Source organism: Herbaspirillum sp., from assembly GCF_017744395.1.
Taxonomy (GTDB): Bacteria; Pseudomonadota; Gammaproteobacteria; order Burkholderiales; family Burkholderiaceae_D; genus Herbaspirillum.
On record NZ_JAGIBI010000003.1, the window covers coordinates 118,077 to 135,357 of the forward strand.

The 17,281-nt window shown below is 65.4% G+C and carries 18 protein-coding genes and 1 tRNA gene; 7 read left to right on the forward strand and 12 right to left on the reverse strand.

The genetic code is table 11. The annotated features are described in order from the left end of the window. The 3 genes from argJ to mutT all read left to right on the forward strand — a co-directional run bounded on the left by argJ (position 1) and on the right by mutT (position 2,697). Entirely contained in the window at positions 1 to 1,236 is a 1,236-nt protein-coding gene (gene argJ / locus J7548_RS09335; protein ID WP_290973643.1) for a bifunctional glutamate N-acetyltransferase/amino-acid acetyltransferase ArgJ, read from the forward strand. Positions 1,237 to 1,405: 169 nt separating this feature from the next. Next, positions 1,406 to 2,278 carry an ATP-binding protein gene (locus tag J7548_RS09340; RefSeq protein WP_290973646.1) on the forward strand — a complete coding sequence of 291 codons (873 nt, stop codon included), beginning with the start codon at positions 1,406 to 1,408 and terminating at the stop codon, positions 2,276 to 2,278. Next, a complete protein-coding gene (gene mutT / locus J7548_RS09345; RefSeq protein WP_290973649.1) occupies positions 2,278 to 2,697 on the forward strand; it encodes an 8-oxo-dGTP diphosphatase MutT in 420 nt (139 codons plus the stop codon). The genes J7548_RS09340 and mutT overlap by 1 nt, the downstream gene beginning before the upstream one ends. An 86-nt stretch (positions 2,698 to 2,783) precedes the next feature. Here mutT and yacG read toward each other — a convergent pair whose 3' ends face one another. The 10 genes from yacG to ispB form a co-directional block, all read right to left on the reverse strand. Next, positions 2,784 to 2,969 (reverse strand): DNA gyrase inhibitor YacG, encoded by a 186-nt coding sequence (yacG, locus tag J7548_RS09350; protein WP_290973650.1) that lies wholly within the window; start codon positions 2,967 to 2,969, stop codon positions 2,784 to 2,786. A 10-nt stretch (positions 2,970 to 2,979) separates the two neighbouring features. After that, positions 2,980 to 3,735: a cell division protein ZapD gene (zapD, locus tag J7548_RS09355; RefSeq protein ID WP_290973652.1), complete on the reverse strand. Its 756-nt coding sequence runs from the start codon at positions 3,733 to 3,735 to the stop codon at positions 2,980 to 2,982. A gap of 223 nt (positions 3,736 to 3,958) precedes the next feature. Further along, positions 3,959 to 4,579: a dephospho-CoA kinase gene (gene coaE / locus J7548_RS09360; RefSeq protein WP_290973654.1), complete on the reverse strand. Its 621-nt coding sequence runs from the start codon at positions 4,577 to 4,579 to the stop codon at positions 3,959 to 3,961. A 10-nt stretch (positions 4,580 to 4,589) separates the two neighbouring features. Continuing rightward, positions 4,590 to 5,453, reverse strand: a complete 864-nt coding sequence (locus tag J7548_RS09365) for an A24 family peptidase (RefSeq protein ID WP_290973656.1) — start codon at positions 5,451 to 5,453, stop codon at positions 4,590 to 4,592. Positions 5,454 to 5,481: 28 nt separating this feature from the next. Then, positions 5,482 to 6,738 carry a type II secretion system F family protein gene (locus tag J7548_RS09370; protein ID WP_290973658.1) on the reverse strand — a complete coding sequence of 419 codons (1,257 nt, stop codon included), beginning with the start codon at positions 6,736 to 6,738 and terminating at the stop codon, positions 5,482 to 5,484. After that, positions 6,725 to 7,933, reverse strand: a complete 1,209-nt coding sequence (locus tag J7548_RS09375) for an ATPase, T2SS/T4P/T4SS family (protein WP_290973660.1) — start codon at positions 7,931 to 7,933, stop codon at positions 6,725 to 6,727. The genes J7548_RS09370 and J7548_RS09375 overlap by 14 nt, the downstream gene beginning before the upstream one ends. 159 nt (positions 7,934 to 8,092) lie before the next feature. After that, complete coding sequence (locus J7548_RS09380) at positions 8,093 to 9,406, reverse strand: HlyC/CorC family transporter (protein WP_290973663.1); 1,314 nt, start codon at positions 9,404 to 9,406, stop codon at positions 8,093 to 8,095. A gap of 172 nt (positions 9,407 to 9,578) precedes the next feature. Then, positions 9,579 to 11,324, reverse strand: a complete 1,746-nt coding sequence (locus J7548_RS09385; RefSeq protein ID WP_290973666.1) for a tannase/feruloyl esterase family alpha/beta hydrolase — start codon at positions 11,322 to 11,324, stop codon at positions 9,579 to 9,581. 198 nt (positions 11,325 to 11,522) lie between these two features. After that, positions 11,523 to 11,599 (reverse strand) — tRNA-Pro (locus tag J7548_RS09390). 16 nt (positions 11,600 to 11,615) lie between these two features. Next, entirely contained in the window at positions 11,616 to 12,605 is a 990-nt protein-coding gene (ispB, locus tag J7548_RS09395; RefSeq protein WP_366005171.1) for an octaprenyl diphosphate synthase, read from the reverse strand. A 285-nt stretch (positions 12,606 to 12,890) separates the two neighbouring features. Here ispB and rplU point away from each other — a divergent pair, with 285 nt between their 5' ends. The 4 genes from rplU to proB all read left to right on the forward strand — a co-directional run bounded on the left by rplU (position 12,891) and on the right by proB (position 16,017). Then, complete coding sequence (rplU, locus tag J7548_RS09400; protein WP_006713215.1) at positions 12,891 to 13,202, forward strand: 50S ribosomal protein L21; 312 nt, start codon at positions 12,891 to 12,893, stop codon at positions 13,200 to 13,202. 54 nt (positions 13,203 to 13,256) lie between these two features. Further along, positions 13,257 to 13,514 (forward strand): 50S ribosomal protein L27, encoded by a 258-nt coding sequence (gene rpmA / locus J7548_RS09405; RefSeq protein WP_290973677.1) that lies wholly within the window; start codon positions 13,257 to 13,259, stop codon positions 13,512 to 13,514. 197 nt (positions 13,515 to 13,711) lie between these two features. Beyond that, positions 13,712 to 14,821 carry an Obg family GTPase CgtA gene (cgtA, locus tag J7548_RS09410; RefSeq protein ID WP_290973680.1) on the forward strand — a complete coding sequence of 370 codons (1,110 nt, stop codon included), beginning with the start codon at positions 13,712 to 13,714 and terminating at the stop codon, positions 14,819 to 14,821. A 77-nt stretch (positions 14,822 to 14,898) separates the two neighbouring features. Continuing rightward, positions 14,899 to 16,017 (forward strand): glutamate 5-kinase, encoded by a 1,119-nt coding sequence (gene proB / locus J7548_RS09415; RefSeq protein WP_290973683.1) that lies wholly within the window; start codon positions 14,899 to 14,901, stop codon positions 16,015 to 16,017. Positions 16,018 to 16,102: 85 nt separating this feature from the next. On the opposite strand, the gene J7548_RS09420 is transcribed toward proB, so the two are convergent. After that, a complete protein-coding gene (locus J7548_RS09420; RefSeq protein WP_290973686.1) occupies positions 16,103 to 16,678 on the reverse strand; it encodes a CNP1-like family protein in 576 nt (191 codons plus the stop codon). After that, a complete protein-coding gene (locus J7548_RS09425) occupies positions 16,675 to 17,262 on the reverse strand; it encodes an RNA pyrophosphohydrolase (RefSeq protein WP_290973689.1) in 588 nt (195 codons plus the stop codon). The genes J7548_RS09420 and J7548_RS09425 overlap by 4 nt, the downstream gene beginning before the upstream one ends. Positions 17,263 to 17,281 lie beyond the last annotated feature (19 nt).

Below are 17,281 nucleotides of genomic sequence, written 5' to 3' on the forward strand. Positions count from 1 at the left end.
ATGGCCGTCAACTCCCCGATTCCCGTCCCTTCCGACCTGAAAGCCGTCGCCGGCATCGAACTCGGCTACGCCGAAGCGGGCGTGCGCAAGGCCAACCGCAAGGACTTGCTGGTGCTCAAGCTGGCGCCCACGGCGACGGTGGCCGGCGTGTTCACCAAGAACCGCTTCTGCGCGGCGCCGGTGCAGGTCTGCAAGACCCATCTGGAACAGGTCAAGGATGGCGCCCCGATCCGCGCCTTGGTGATCAATACCGGCAACGCCAACGCCGGCACCGGCGAAGAAGGCCTCAAGCGCGCCAATGCCACCTGCGAGGCGCTGGCCGGCCTGCTGGGCTGCGCGCCGTCGCAGATCCTGCCGTTCTCGACCGGCGTGATCCTGGAGCCGCTGCCGGTCGACCGTATCGTGGCCGGCCTGCCGCAGGCCATCGGCAACCTGAGGGCCGACAACTGGTTCAACGCCGCCGAGTCCATCATGACCACCGACACCCAGCCCAAGGCGGCGTCGCGCACCGTCACCATCGGCGGCAAGCAAGTGGTGATGACCGGCATCAGCAAGGGCGCCGGCATGATCAAGCCCAACATGGCGACCATGCTGGGCTTTTTGGCCTTTGACGCCAAGCTGCCGCAGTCGCTGTTGAACCAGCTGGTCAAGGATGCCGCCGACCACTCGTTCAACTGCATCACCATCGACGGCGATACCTCGACCAACGACTCCTTCATGCTGATCGCCACCGGCGCCGGCGAACTGGAAATCACCAGCGCCGACAGCGCCGAATACAAGCAACTGGCCGCCGCCGTCACCGACCTGTCGCAGAACCTGGCGCACCAGATCGTGCGCGACGGCGAAGGCGCCACCAAGTTCATCGAAGTGGCCGTGGAAGACGGCAAGAGCGTCGAGGAATGCCGCCAGATCGCCTACTCGATCGGCCATTCGCCGCTGGTCAAGACCGCCTTCTTCGCTTCCGACCCGAACCTGGGCCGCATCCTGGCCGCCATCGGCTACGCCGGCGTGGACGACCTGGATGTGTCGAAGATCAACCTGTGGCTGGATGACGTCTGGGTCGCCAAGGACGGCGGCCGCAATCCCGACTACCGCGAGGAAGACGGCCAGCGCGTGATGAAGAAGGCCGAGATCGTGGTGCGCGTGAAGCTGGCGCGCGGCAATGCCAAGGCCTCGATCTGGACTTGCGACCTGTCGCACGACTACGTGTCGATCAACGCCGACTATCGTTCCTGATCTTCGGCCGGCAGCGATGACCCAGCAGCGCCCGCCATATCTGGCGCGGGCGCTGTGCCGGGATGGTGGCGGCAACATGAATGCCCGGAGCCCTCGGAAGAATTTAATTCACTCAGGCGCTGGCCGCTTTGCGCCACAATGGCGCTAACCATCATTCCATTTATCCATCATGACCCAGTTAGACCAATTCCTGCAGCGTGCCGAAGCCTTGCTGGCGCGCGTCGAATCGCTGTTGCCCGCGGCCTCGAAAGTGCCGGACTGGAACGCCGGCGTCGCCTTCCGCTGGCGCGGCGCCAGCGGCCAGCGGCCGGGATACCTGCAGCCGGTCGGCCATATCTCCAAGATCGGCTTGTCGGACCTGCATAACATCGGCCCGCAAAAAGAACAGATCGACCAGAACACCCGCCAGTTCGTCGAAGGCCGCCCGGCCAACAACGTGCTGCTGACCGGCGCGCGCGGCACCGGCAAGTCCTCGCTGATCAAGGCTTGCCTGAACCAGTACGCCGACCGCGGCCTGCGTCTGATCGAGGTCGACAAGGACGACCTGCACGACCTGCAGGACATTGTCGAGCTGGTCTCGGCGCGTCCGGAGCGCTTCATCGTGTTTTGCGACGACCTGTCCTTCGAGGAAGGCGAGGGCGGCTACAAGGCGCTGAAAGTGGCGCTGGACGGCAGCATCGCCGCGCAGTCGGACAACGTGCTGATCTACGCCACCTCCAACCGCCGCCACCTGATGCCGGAACGCCTGTCCGACAACAGCACCTACACCCACACCGAGGATGGCGACCTGCACCCCGGCGAGACGGTGGAAGAGAAGATCTCGCTGTCCGAGCGTTTCGGCCTGTGGGTGACCTTCTATCCGTTCAAGCAGGACGATTTCCTCGACATCGTCGCCCACTGGCTGCGTCATTTCGGCTGCAACGACGCCCAGATCGCCGAGGCGCGCGGCGACGCCCTGCGTTGGGCGCTGCAGCGCAGCTCGCGCTCGGGCCGCGTGGCCTGGCAGTTCGCCCGCGACTACGCCGGAAAGGCGCAAGGCTGATGAGCGGTACGGTCGCGGCCAAGCCCATCGACGTCGCCGTCGGCATCCTGATGCAGCCCAACGGCGACGTGCTGCTGGGCCAGCGCCCGGAGGGCAAGCCCTACGCCGGCTACTGGGAATTCCCCGGCGGCAAGGTGGAGCCGGGCGAAACCATCTTCGCCGCCCTGCAGCGCGAGTTCAAGGAAGAGCTGGGGATCGAGGTGCTGGACGGCGAGGGCTGGTGCGGCGTCGAGCATGTCTATCCGCATGCCCATGTGCGATTGCATTTCTATATCAGCCGCCGCTGGCGCGGCGAACCGCAGAGCCTGGAAGGCCAGGCCTTCGCCTGGCAGGGCAGCGTGGGCGTGGAGCCGTTGTTGCCGGCCACCATCCCCCTGATCGAGTGGCTGGACCAGCTGCGTTACGGCAACCGCGAGTAGCCTGCTTGGCCGGGACGATAAAAACGCCGCTTCAAGCGGCGTTTTTGTTTATCCGGAACTAGCGGCAGCGGAGCTGGGCCTGCTTATTACTGCAGCGGCTTGTCGTCCTCGCCTTCCTGCGGCAGGTTGACCGCCGGGATCGCATACTTTTCCTCGGCCCAGGCGCCCAGGTCGATCTGTTTGCAGCGCTCGGAGCAGAACGGGCGGTATTTGTTCTTTTCGGCCCATTCCACCTTGGCGCCGCAGGTCGGGCAATCGACTATCGTGACCATCGTTGCCTCCTCAGAATCCGCACAGCGCCAGTTCGAACGGCACTTCGCCTTCGAACGAGCGCGGCTTCTCGTCGCCGTCCTGCTGGGTGAAGCGCACCCACAGCATGTACTTGTTGGCCGAAATCTCGGGGATGGCGCCCAGTTCGATGTCCAGCGACAGGCGCAGCATCTGGTAGACCTTGCCCTGCAGCATCTGCTGGTAGCTGCCGCCTTCGGCGTTGATCTTCACCGCATGGCCCGATTCGCGCAGCAGGCGCAGCACGATGGAGATGGCGTCGAACAGCGGGATCAGCGGGGCGAACCAGTTGGAGATGTCGTTGAAGCGGCGCTCGAAGCTGTGCTGCTGCCAGGCGTAATAGGCCGGCAGGTCGAACTCGCAGGCGCCGCCGGGGATGATGGTGCGGCCGCGGATGCTCATCAGCCATTCGTTGTCGCGGATGTTCTGCCCGGTCTTGCCCTGGGCCGCGGCCAGCGCGCTGCTGGCCTTGTCGACCTCGCTCAGGATGGCGTTGAGCATCTCCGGCTCGACATTGGGATTGGACTGGTAGGCCAGCAGCATCTGCTTCTGGCGCTCGAGTTCCTGCAGCAGGTCGGACTTGAGGTCGGCGCGTCCGGCTACCTCCAGCATTTCGAAAATGGTGGCAAGGGCGATGTGATGCTGCTGCGGGCTTTCCTGGTGCAGGAAGAAGACGAACTTCTCGTACAGGTCTTCCAGTCGCAACAGCGTGCGAATACGCTCATTGAAAGGGTATTCGTAGACGATCAAAGCATGATCCCTTTTATTGGTTGAACCGGACACGATGGTGGGCCGCAGGAAAACTGCTGTTGGCCGCGTTGTGTGTGATTCTGACCCATGCGGAAGAAAATTACAAATGAATGGCGCACTGGGAAAGCGCCGGGCACGCCGCCCGCGCATGGGCGTGGTGGCGGACGGCGGAAACCGGGCCGGAACGGCCGCCTGATGGGCAGGGTTTCGGCTGTCGCCGGCGTCAGGCGGCGCGCGCCAGTTCCAGGTAAACGGCGTGCAGTTCGCGCACCCGCGGCAGCAGGTCGGCGGCCGTGCCATTGTTCTCGATGACGTCGTCGGCCACCGCCAGGCGGGCCGGGCGGCTGGCCTGCGCGGCCATGATGGCCTCCACCTCGCCGCGTTGCAGGCCGTTGCGCTGCATGACGCGGGCGATCTGCACCTCTTCCTCGCAGTCGACCACCAGGATGCGCGAGGTGCGGCCGACCCAGTTGCCGGACTCCACCAGCAGCGGGACGACGAAGATCACATAGTCGCCGGTCGCCGCCTCGGCCGCGCGGATGGTCTCGCTGCGGATCAGCGGATGCAGGATGGCTTCCAGCGCCTGGCGGGCGGCCGGGTTGCCGAACACGTGGCTGCGCATGCGCGCGCGGTCCATGGCGCCGCGCGCATCGATGAAATCGGCGCCGAAGTGGCTACGGATGCTGTCGATGGCCAGGCCGCCGGGGGCGGTCAACTGGTGGGCGATGGCGTCGGTGTCGACCAGCGAGGCGCCCAGTTCGCCGAACAGGTCGGCCACGGTGCTCTTGCCGCTGCCGATGCCGCCGGTGAGGCCGACGGAAAAGCGTTGCGCTATGGATGTCATGGAGTGAGTTCTAGTAATCGTAGATGCCGAAGGACAGCCAGTTGCCGCCGTAGAGCAGCGCCAGCATACCCGCAATCGCCAGGTAGGGGCCGAACGGGATCGCCTGGCCGCGCTCATGGCGCTTGGCGGCCACCAGCGCGATGCCGACGATGGCGCCCAGCGCCGACGCCGAGAGCAGCACGAAAGGCAGCGCCTGCCAGCCCAGCCAGGCGCCGAGCGCGGCCATCAGCTTGAAATCGCCATAGCCCAGGCCTTCCTTGCCGGTGGCCAGCTTGAAGACCCAGAAGATCAGCCACAGGGCGGCATAGCCAGCCGCCGCGCCCAGCACCGCGTCCTGCAGCGGCGCGATGCGGTGGTTCAGGTTGACCAGGAGGCCCAGCCATAGCAGCGGCAAGGTCAGGTCGTCGGGCAGCAGCATGGTGTCGGCATCGATGCAGCCGAGTGCGATCAGGAAGGCGCCGCAGGCCATCACCGCCAGCCCGGTCAGTCCGGCGCCGAACTTCCAGGCGGCCAGCGCGAACACGGCCGCCGTCAGCAGTTCGACCGCCGGATAGCGTACGCTGATGGGGGCCTTGCACTGGCCGCAACGGCCGCGCAGCAGCAGCCAGCTCAGCACCGGGATATTGTGGCGCGCCGGCAGCGCCGCATGGCAGTGCGGGCAGGATGAGCGCGGCAGCAGCAGGTCGTAGCGCCCGGTATGGGGCTGTGCCTCGCCGCGCTCATGGGCGACGAAGTTGGCCGTCTCGCGCATCATCATCTTCGGCAAGCGGTGGATCACCACGTTGAGGAAGCTGCCCACGAGCAGGCCCAGCAGCCCGGCCATCAGGGCGATGGCGGCGTTGTGCGGTATGCCGTAGGCGTCGGGGAAGGGCATCGGAACGTTCTTTTAGGAATGTGCAGGACTATACGACGGAGCCCATGCGGAAAACAGGCAAGTACATCGCAATCACCAGGCCGCCGATCAGGATGCCCAGTACCGCCATGATAATCGGTTCCATCAGGCTGGTGAGCGCGGCGACGGCGTCGTCGACTTCGCGTTCGTTGAGGTCGGCGATCTTGCCGAGCATGGCGTCGAGCGCGCCGGCTTCCTCGCCGACGGCGGCCATTTGCACCGCCAGGTCGGGAAAGGCGCCGGTCTGCTCCATCGCCGCATGCAGCGCGGCGCCGTTGCGCACGGCGTCGCGGATGGCCAGGCTGGCGTCGGCGTAGACGATGTTGCCGGCCGCGCCGGCCACCGTTTCCAGCGCCTCGACCAGGGCGATGCCGGCGCCGAACAGGGTGCCGAAGGTGCGGCTCCAGCGCGCGATGGCGGCCTGGCGCAGCAGCGGGCCGAACAGCGGCAGGCGCAGGCTGGCGCGCTGGGCCGTCGAGCGGATGCCCGGCGAGCGGCGCCAGGCCTGGCGGCCGGCCACGCCCAGCAGGGCCAGGGCGGCCAGGAGCCAGGGCCACCAGTGCGCCAGCAGGCGCGAGATCTTCATCACGACCAGCGTCGGCAGCGGCAGTTCGGCGCCGAAGTTGTGGAACATCTGTTCGAAGGCCGGCACCACCCACAGCATGATCACCAGCGTCACCACCGCCGCCACCAGCACCACCGCGCAGGGATAGGCCAGCGCCGAGCGCACCTTGCCCTTCAGGGCCAGCGACTTTTCGCGGTAGCCGGCGATGCGTTCCAGCATGGTGTCGAGCATGCCGGCCGCTTCGGCGGCGCGCACCAGGTTGCAGAACAGCGTGTCGAAATGGCGCGGATGACGGCCCAGGGCGGCATGCAGGCTTTCGCCTTGCGCCACGTCGTTGCGGATGGCGCGCAGCAGCGATGCCATGGGAGCGGCGCCGGCGCCGCGGATGGCGATGTCCAGCGCCTGCAGCAGCGGCAGGCCGGCTTGCAGCATGGTCGCCAGTTGCCGGGTGAACAGCACGATTTGCTTCTCGGGGATGCGGCCGCGCGCCAGGCCGGCGCCGGCGCGTTGTCCGGGTTTGGCTTGGGGTTCGGCGGAACCGTCGGCGGCGCGCAGGCGCGCCACGCGGATGCCCTGGCGGCGCAACAGGGCGCGCGCCAGCGCGGCATCACCGGCGACCAGCACGCCGCTTTGCGGGCGGCCCTGGCGATCCAGGCCCTGCCAATGGAAGGTGGTGCGCGGGGCGGCGTCAGGTGTTGGCAAGGACTTCCCTCAGGCTGGTCTCGCCGCGCAGCGCTTTCGCCAGGCCGGCGCGGCGCAGGTCGGCAATGCCTTCGCTGCGCGCCTGGCGGGCGATGTCCTGGGTGCTGCCGTGCGCCAGGATCAGGCTTTCCATGGCCGCGCTGATCGGCATGACTTGATAGATCCCGGTGCGGCCGCGATAACCGCTCCGGTTGCACTGGTCGCAGCCGCGCGCCTGGAACAGGCTGGCCGAGCTGGCGATATCGGCTTCGCTGAAACCGGCCCGCTGCAGGCTGTCGGGCGAGGCGCGCACTTCCTCGCGGCAAACGCACAGCCGCCGCACCAGGCGTTGCGCCACGATCAGGCTGACCGAGGAGGCCACGTTGAAGGCCGGCACGCCCATGTTGAGCAGCCGCACCAGCGTGGCCGGGGCATCGTTGGTATGCAGCGTGGAAAAGACCAGGTGGCCGGTTTGCGAAGCCTTGACGGCGATGTCGGCGGTTTCCAGGTCGCGGATCTCGCCCACCATCAGCACGTCGGGATCCTGGCGCAGGAAGGCGCGCAGGGCGACGGCGAAACTCAGCCCGGCGCGCTCGTTGATGCCGACCTGGTTGACGCCGGGCAGGTTGATCTCGACCGGGTCTTCGGCGGTGGCGATGTTCACGCCGGGACGGTTGAGCAGTTGCAGGCAGGCGTACAGCGACACGGTCTTGCCCGAGCCGGTCGGCCCGGTCATCAGCACCATGCCGTGCGGCTTGCCGATGGCGCGCAGCAGCGCCTGCCGCTGTTGCGGTTCGTAGCCCAACTGGTCGATGCCGAGGCCGGCTTGCCCGCCGTGCAGGAGGCGCAGCACGATCTTTTCGCCGAACTGGGTGGGCAGCGTCGAGACGCGCAAATCCACCTCGCGCCCGTCCTCCAGCGCCAGACGCATCTTGCCGTCCTGCGGCAGGCGTTTCTCGGCGATGTCCAGGCGCGACAGGATCTTGATGCGGGCCGCCAGCTTGTCCTTGAGCGACAGCGGCGGCTGCGCCATCTCGTGCAGCACGCCGTCGATGCGAAAGCGCACCCGAAAGAAATGCTCGAAGGGTTCGACATGTACGTCGGAGGCGCCCATGCCGGCGGCGTCGGCCAGCAGCTTGTGCAGCAGGCGCACTACCGGGGCATCGTCGGGATGGGCGGTGCCGGGAAACTGATGTCTGTCCGGATGTTTGTCCATTGTGATCGCCTCTCGGTGAGGGACCGCCCAAGGAAAGGCGGCCGATGCGTGAACGAAAAAGTCTCACACATTCGCGCGATGGAGCGGGGTGGCGCCTGCGCTTTGCCGGGCATTTTCGAGCGAGTTCGAACGATCCGGCGGCGGCGCGGGCAAGCGGGGTCAGTGGGGGGCGGTGGCGTCCGTCGCGTTGCTCCGGCCGGGCTGGGCCGGCGCGATCAGCTTGACCATGCGGATCGCCTGGTTCTGCACCTGCACGATCTCGATCACGCAGCCGGCGATCTTCAGCGACACCTGCGCTTCGGGGATGTCCTGCAGGTATTCCAGCAGCAGGCCGTTGATGGTCTTGGGGCCGTCCAGCGGCAGCTGCAGGCCCAGGCGCTTGTTGATGTCGCGCAGCGTGGTGCTGCCTTCGAGCAGGCAGGCGCCATCCTTGTCCCAGCCGAAGCCCTCGGCCGAGGAGCCGGGGGCGGAGGTGGTGAATTCGCCGATCATCTCTTCGATGATGTCTTCCAGCGTGACCAGGCCCTGCACCTCGCCGTATTCGTCGACCACGATGCCCAGGCGTTCGTGGTTTTCCTGGAAGTACTGCAACTGGGTGAAGACGTCGGTTTCCACCGGCACGTAATAGGGGGCTGACAGCAGTTCGCGGATCGCCTCGTGGGTGATCTCTTCTTCGCGCTTGAACAGCGCCACCGCCTTGCGCACGTGCAGGATGCCGGCGATGTGGTTGATTTCGCCCTCGAACACCGGCAGTTTGTTGTGGTAGCAGGTGGCCAGTTGGCTCAGGATGTCTTCGATGGGCGCGGCCAGATTGAGCGCCTCGACCTGGGCGCGCGGCGTCATCACGTCTTCCACCGAGATCTTTTCGAGGTCGAACAGGTTCAGCAGGATGCTCTTGTGCTTTTGCGGGATGAAGCTGCCGCCCTCCAGCACGATGGAGCGCAATTCCTCGGGCGAGATGCGCTGCTCCTTGGCGCGCGCGCCGGCCTTGATGCGCAGCAGCTTCAGCACGGCCGAGACGAAGATGTTGACGAACCAGATCAGCGGCTTGGCCACGCGCATCAGGGGCTTGAGGAAGAAGCCGGTGAACAGCGAAATGCGTTCCGGATAAGTGGCGCCGATCACCTTGGGCACGATCTCGGCGAAGATGATCAGCAGGCCTGCCACGCAGGCGGTGGCGACGGTGATGACGCGCTGGTGGTTGCCGAAGGCGGAAATGGCGATGGCGGTGACCAGCGCGGTGGCCAGCGCGTTGATGCCGGTATTGGCGATCAGCACCAGCGAGAGCAGGCGTTCAGTGCGGTCGAGCAGCCACAGGATGGTGATGGCGCGGCGGTTGCCCTGTTTGGCGAGGTGCCGCAGCCGATGGCGGTTGGCGGCCATCAGCGCCGTTTCGGTCATGGAAAAGAAGGCCGAAAGCAGGATCAGGATGAAGAGTGCAAGCAGTTGCACCCATATGGGTACGGATTCCAAACAGCACCGTGAGGTTGGTTGCCCTTATATAAAGGGAGTCGGCGGGCCTGTGGTGTTGCATCGGAAGCAACACCGGCAGGGCGGCCAGCGAGCGGCAAAGTCTAGACGATGGCCTGTATTACCGCAAGACGGCCGTTTGCCGGTGTGTCATTGCCGCATTTCATTGCGTATTTCACTGTAACACGCAACGGAAACTGGACGCCTCGTCGAGGCTGCCGCTGCCCTGGTATTGCGGCCAGCCCGGATAGGCGCACAGCGGCCGGGTCCGGCCGGGCACGCCGGCGGTGTCGGTGACGACGGGATGCGCGGGCGCGATGCCTCGCTCCACCCAGTTCTCCAGCAAGGTCAGCGAATCCCAGGCGGCATTGAAGGCGGTGCCGAAGACATGGCCGTAGCCGGGAATCTCATAGTAGCGGACGAAGCCGTCGAGCCGCTCCCGCCCCATGGCCGCGCGCAGCCGTTCGATGTATTGCCGCGTGGCCTGGGTGCTGACCAGCGCATCCGCGGTGCCGTGGGCGATGAGAATCTTGCCGCCCCTGGCCTGGAACGCGGACAGGTCGGTGCGGTTGGCGTCCTGCAGGCCATTGAGCTGCACGATGCGGTTTTGCCAGGGGCCGGGATGCTGGCCATCCAGCTTGGCCCAGTCGTAGCCGGCGTCGCGCGTGACGAAATAGCGCACCCATTGGTCCCAGAAGGTGCTGTGGTAGGGCGGGCTGCCATTGGCATTGACCGCCGGCATCGGACTGGCCGGCTGCAGGGTGCCCAGGCCCAGCGTCAGGATGGTGGCCTGCATGCCGGCGCCGCCGGTGCCCCAGTTGGTGCCCCAGGTATTGAAGCCGGGATAGGTGGTCTCGCCGCTGGCCAGCGTGTAGTCCAGTTGCAGCGGGGTGCTGATCACCTTGAAGGCGGCGATCTGGGCGTCGGACAGGCAGTTGCCGCCGCTGCCGCCGTCCGGGCAGCGCAGGGGAACGCCATTGAGCTTGGCCGTGGCGGGATCGAAGGTCGCATTGCAGGCGTCGATGTTGCTGATCACGCCGTCGGCCGCGCCATCCAGTCCGTCGCAGGCGGCCATGGCGGCGTCATACAGCAGCTTGCGCTGCGCCGGGGACGGGTAGGCGCCGGGGCGCGCCAGCGCCTGGGTGATGCGGCCGAACTGCAGGTTCAGCGCCACCGCGTTCCAGGCCGGATACAGGGCGATCGCGCCATCGAAGTCGCCGGGCCAGTTGCCCGCCGCCAGCAAGGCCTCGCGCCCGCCGGTGGAGCCGCCGGCGAAATAGGTCTTGCCCGGTTTTGCGCCATAGCGGGCGGCGATCAGGTGGAGCGCGGCGTCGTGGGTCTTCTTGATGGCGTCGCCGGAGAAATTGCGCAACGCCTCGTCGTTGAGTCCGAACGAGCCGTCGCGCGAGGTCGTGGCATTGGCCTGGTGCCCGCTGTCGCTGCTGAAGGTGGCGTAGCCGCGGCCCAGCGGCGTGGGCCGGTCGGCCGGGCCGGCCGGGACATTGGCGGCGGGGTCGGGAATGGTGCCGTTGTAACCGCCGCCGCCCAGCATCAGGGCGCGGCCATTCCATTGCGCGGGCAGGTCGAGCTGGAAGCGGATAGCGGGCGCGGCGGGATCCACCGGCGCAATTTCGCCCAGCACCTTGCAATAGGCGCCGATGGCCTTGGCGCCGTCACCCGCCGCCGCGACCGTCTCGGCGCGGGTGACGCGGGCGCCGCCGGTGGGTAAGCCGATGGCGGTGGCCGGAATCGACATGGCATTGAGATCGGCGCAGGTCTTTTGATTGGTTCCGGCATAGGGCTGGCCGGGCGCGGCGGTGGTGGTGCAGCCGGCGAGCGCGCTTAAAAAGCTCAGGCCCAGGGCGATGGCGGCGAGTCGTCCAGGACGGGGGAGTTGTCGATGTGAATGCTGGTCAGGCATTGCTTGTCTCCTGTTTTCGCTATTCGAAGAATGCCGGTGTGTGGTGGCTGCGGCTTGTTATTGGTTCTATCGGGCATGCCGGTCGGCGCGCGGACCATCATAGCGCAGTCGCGCCGATATAGAGGGGGGGGGGGAGGGACGGGGGAAGCAAAAACGAAAAAGCCGGATCATTCAAGAGAATGATCCGGCTTCGTATTCTGGTCGGGGTGAGAGGATTCGAACCTCCGGCCTCTACGTCCCGAACGTAGCGCTCTACCAGGCTAAGCTACACCCCGTCGAGTGAGAACTGAATCAATGATTCCGGTCTACTGCGAAAGCCGACAATTCTAACAGGGATTTTTTGAATTGGCTATCCGGAAGTGAAACTATTGCGTCGGCTGCGCGTCGCGCGGCGATTTCAGCCTGCTCGCGGGTGTAGGCCAGCGCGCCGGAATGGGTGATGGCGGCCAGCACTTCGTCGAAATGCTGTTCGTCGCCGTTCTCGATACAGGTGCGCACCAGTTCGCGCTGCTGCGGGGTGCCGTGCTGCATCAGCCAGATCAGCGGCAGCGTGGGCTTGCCTTCGCGCAGGTCGTCGCCGACGTTCTTGCCGATTTCGGCGCTGTTGCCGGAATAGTCCAGCACGTCGTCGATCAGCTGGAACGCGGTGCCGATGGAGCGGCCGTATTCGCCGGCGGCTTCGATGCCGGCTTCGTCGGCGCCGGCGATCAGGGCGCCGATCTGGCTGGCGGCCTCGAACAGCTTGGCGGTCTTGGAGCGGATCACCTGCAGGTAGCCGGTTTCGTCCACGTCCGGGTTGTGCATGTTGAGCAATTGCAGCACTTCGCCTTCGGCGATAACGTTGGTGGCGTCGGCCACGATTTCCATCACGCGCGGGTTGCCGACGGCGACCATCATCTGGAAGGCGCGCGAGTACAGGAAGTCGCCCACCAGCACCGAGGCGGCGTTGCCGAACAGGGCGTTGGCGGTCTGCTTGCCGCGGCGCAGGGAGGATTCGTCGACCACGTCGTCGTGCAGCAGCGTGGCGGTGTGGATGAATTCGATGACCGCCGCCAGCGAATGGTGGTGTTCGCCCTTGTAGCCGAAGGCGTTGGCCACCAGCAATACCAGCACCGGGCGCAGGCGCTTGCCGCCGGCGCTGATGATGTATTCGGCGACCTGGTTGACCAGAGGCACCTCGGAATACAGTTGCCGGCGGATCACGGCATTGACCGCGCCCATGTCGGCGACGATCGGTTGCAGGATGGTTTGTTGCGAGGCGGTGTGTACGGCGGCGGACAAGGGGAAACCTGTGGAAAATGGTTATTCGCGAGATTATACGATGACAACGGCCCCCGACGCCAAAGCCGGCAAGCATCGCCCGGTGCGCGCCTGCACGGCGGGGTCTTGCTGGAATGCAAGTTGTCCTGCCGGAAACTGTGTTGCGTAGCGGTCGCGCAAAGTGCCAAGCCTTTTGACCGAGCAGCTAAGTCCATGTATAATTTGGGGTTTTCCTGTTCGTCCGGCTTTTATGCGGAGGTTTCGCGCAGGGGAAAATCGTTCATTAATCATTCGATGAGGTTTCACATGTACGCGGTCATAAAAACCGGCGGCAAACAATACAAAGTTGCTGCTGGCGAAAAACTCAAAGTAGAACAGATACCGGCTGACATTGGCTCCGAAATCACTTTGGATCAGGTGCTCGCAGTGGGCGCCGGCGAAACCGTGAAATTCGGTGCGCCGCTGGTCGCAGGTGCAACGGTGCTGGCTACTGTGGTAGCGCAAGGTCGCCATGACAAGGTCCGTATCTTCAAGATGCGTCGCCGTAAGCACTATCAAAAGCGCCAAGGCCACCGTCAGAACTACACCGAACTGCAAATCGTCTCGATCAACGCCTGATCGCGTCTGAGCCTGAGCCCACCAGTTCAATTCAAAGTTATCAAGGAGTCTTAAATGGCACACAAAAAAGGCGGCGGCACTACGCGCAACGGCCGTGATTCAGAATCGAAACGCCTCGGCGTCAAGGTTTACGGCGGCCAAGTGATCAACGCTGGCGGCATCATCGTCCGTCAACGCGGCACCCGCATCCACGCTGGCGAAAACGTCGGCGTCGGCAAGGACCACACCCTGTTCGCCCTGAAGGACGGCAAGGTCAAGTTCGAAATCAAGGGCCTGCAACAGCGCCAATACGCGGTCGTCGTTACGGCCTAAGCGTATCAGCCATCCGGCTTGCCGGAATCAGGCATAAAAAAGGCTCTGCCGCTGGTGGAGCCTTTTTGGTTTTTGAGCCTGTTTATACTCTCAAGCGAGGGTATGAACAGGTTTTCTGAGCCGTCAACAAAGCGCCGAGCCGTACGCGAAGACGGGCATCGACGTTTTGTTTACGGCTCCATAGGGGTTGTAGAACCATGAAATTCATCGACGAAGCACGCATTGAAGTCGTGGCCGGCGACGGCGGCAACGGTGTCGCCAGCTTCTGCCGCGAGAAATTCCGCCCGTTCGGCGGACCCGACGGCGGCGACGGCGGCAAGGGCGGCAGCATCTGGGCCGTGGCCGACCGCAACGTCAACACGCTGATCGACTACCGCTACGCCAAGCTGCACCGCGCCGGCCGCGGCGAGAACGGCCGCGGTTCGGACTGCTACGGCAAGGGCGCCGACGACGTATTCCTGCGCATGCCGGTGGGCACGCTGATCGTGGACAGCAATACCGGCGAGCATATCGCCGACCTGACCCACCACGACCAGACCGTGCTGCTGGCCAAGGGCGGCGACGGCGGCTGGGGCAACATCCACTTCAAGACCTCGACCAACCGCGCGCCGCGCCAGAAGACCGAGGGCAAGGAAGGCGAGCGCCGCGAACTGCGCCTGGAGCTGAAGGTGCTGGCCGACGTCGGCCTGCTGGGCATGCCCAATGCCGGCAAGTCGACCTTCATCACCGCGGTTTCCAACGCCCGCCCCAAGATCGCCGACTATCCGTTCACCACCCTGCATCCCAACCTGGGCGTGGTGCGCGTGAGCCATGAAAAGAGCTTCGTGATCGCCGACATCCCCGGCCTGATCGAAGGCGCCGCCGACGGCGCCGGCCTGGGCGTGCAGTTCCTGCGCCACCTGCAGCGCACCGGTTTGCTGCTGCACATCGTCGACCTGGCGCCGTTCAACGACGAGGTGGACCCGGTCAAGGAAGCCAAGGCCATCGTCAAGGAACTCAAGAAATACGACCAGTCGCTGTTCGACAAGCCGCGCTGGCTGGTGCTCAATAAGCTGGACGTGGTGCCCGAGGCCGAGCGCGCCAAGCGCGTCAAGGATTTCGTCAAGCGCTTCGGCTGGAAGGGCCCGGTATTCGAGATTTCGGCCTTGACCCGCGAAGGCTGCGAAGACCTGATCAACGAGATCTACGGCTACCTGGAAGTCAAGCGCGCCGAGGAGCATCGCGCCGAAGAGACGCAGATGACCGAGGAAGCGCGCGGCATCTCCAGCATCGATCCGGACGATCCGCGTTTCAAGGTTCTCGACTGAGGACTAATACGCACTAAGCCGCTGCGTCCCCGTTCCGGCTATCATCTTGGCTTTCGGATTTCGTGTCTCAGAAGAATATGCAATCGGTCATTCAGAACGCCAAGCGCCTGATCATCAAGGTCGGCTCCTCGCTGGTCACCAACGACGGCAAGGGGCTGGACGCCAACGCCATCGCCCGCTGGGCCGAGCAGATCGCGCAATTGCGCGGGCTCGGCAAGGAAGTGGTGCTGGTCAGCTCGGGGGCGGTGGCCGAGGGCATGCAGCGCCTGGGTTTCGACAAGCGTCCGACCGGCATCCATCACCTGCAGGCCTGCGCCGCCGTCGGCCAGATGGGCCTGGCGCAGATCTACGAAACCAGTTTCCGCAAGCACGACCTGCACACCGCCCAGGTGCTGCTGACCCACGCCGACCTGGCCGACCGCGAACGCTACCTGAACGCCCGCTCCACCTTGTTCGCCCTGCTGCAGCTGGGCGTGGTGCCGGTCATCAACGAGAACGACACGGTGGTCACCGATGAAATCAAGTTCGGCGACAACGACACCCTGGGCGCCCTGGTGGCCAACCTGATCGAAGCCGATGCGCTGATCATCTTGACCGACCAGCCGGGCCTGTTCACCGCCGACCCGCGCAAGGACCCCGCCGCCACCCTGATTGCCGAAGCGCGCGCCGGCGACCCGTCGCTGGAACTGATCGCCGGCGGCACCGGCACCGGCATCGGCCGCGGCGGCATGCTGACCAAGATCCTGGCGGCCAAGCGCGCCGCAACCTCGGGTGCGCATACCGTGATCGCCTGGGGGCGTGAGGACAAGGTGCTCACGCGCCTGGCCGCCGGCGAAGCCATCGGCACCCAGCTCAATGCCGAGACCGCCCAGCTCACTGCGCGCAAGCAATGGATGGCCGACCACTTGCAAACCGCCGGGCGCGTGGTGCTGGACGCCGGCGCAGTGCAGAAGCTGACTTCGGAAGGCAAGTCGCTGCTGCCGATCGGCGTGGTGGAAGTGTCGGGGGAGTTCGGCCGCGGCGACGTCATCACCTGCGTCGACCAGAACGGCCGGGCCATTGCGCGCGGCATGAGTAATTACGCCAGCTCGGACGCGCGCCGCATCATCCGGCACGCGTCGTCCGAGATCCACGGCATCCTGGGCTTCGTCGAAGAGCCGGAACTGGTGCACCGGGATAACATGGTGCTGCTCTGAAAGTGCCGCCTGGAATGGTATAAACGATAAAAAAGCGCGGCATGCCGCGCTTTTTTGTTGGCCGCCGCAGCGGGAGGACGCTGCCTCAGCGGCGCACCGGATCGAGGCGCGTTTGCGACTTCAGGCGGGCCACGATGCGCTTGGCGTTCTCGTTGTCGGCGATCATCTTGCCTTCGCAGAAGTAGTCGCGGAACAAGGCGCCGTCGATGCGGTTGACGCCGATATCGCGGATCGGCTGCCACTTGTCGCGGCGCGAACGCGACCATTTGCCGTCGGGATGGCCGAAGGCGTAGGTCTTCTTTTCCCAGGTTTCGCAGCGCATGCCTTCATACATGACGTTGACCGCGCCGCCTTCGGTGCGGGTGACCACGGTGTAGCGCACCACCTTGTCGGTACCCACGGAGACCGAATTGAGGTCGATATAGGCCTTCATGGTGGCGTTCGGGCTGAGGTAGAACTCGGCCAGGTTCTGCTCTTGCGGCGTGGGCGGGAGCTGCACGGCGATTTCCTGCCAGGGCTTTTCCTCGTCGTCGAATTCCTCGTCGAAACCTTGCGCCAGGGCGCCGGCGCAGGCCGCCAGCAGGGAGCAGGCCAGGACGACACGACGCAGGTGGCGCAGGGAGGAGAGCGATACGATGTGCTTGGGTTGCATAGAAGTCATTTGGTATTGGGAGCGGGCGCGGCGTCCTGCGGCAATGCCTGCTGGGACGGTTTCTTTTGCGGATTGGAGGCGCGGTTGCCGCCCTGTTCGCCGCGGCGCTGGCCATGCGAAGGTCGCGCCAGGAAGCGCGACAGCTCTTGCAGCGCCTGCTGGTAAACCTCGCGCTTGAACTCGATCACCACGTCCAGCGGGACCCAGTAGTCGTGCCAGCGCCAGGCGTCGAATTCGGGATGCGACGTGCCGCGCAGGTTGACGTCGCAGTCGCGGCCGACCATGCGCAGCAGGAACCAGATCTGCTTCTGGCCGCGGTAATGGCCGCGCACTTCGCGCTTGATGAAATGGTCGGGGACTTCGTAGCGCAGCCAGTCGCGGGTGCGGCCGATGATTTTGACGTGCTCCGCGCGCAGGCCGATTTCCTCTTCCAGCTCGCGGAACATGGCTTGCTCGGGCGTCTCGCCGTGCTTGATGCCGCCTTGCGGAAATTGCCATGAATGCTCGCGCACCCGCTTGCCCCACCACACCTCGTTCTGGGCGTTGAGCAGGATGATGCCGACGTTCGGGCGGAAGCCTTCTCGATCCAGCATGGTGTACCTCAAAACTTTC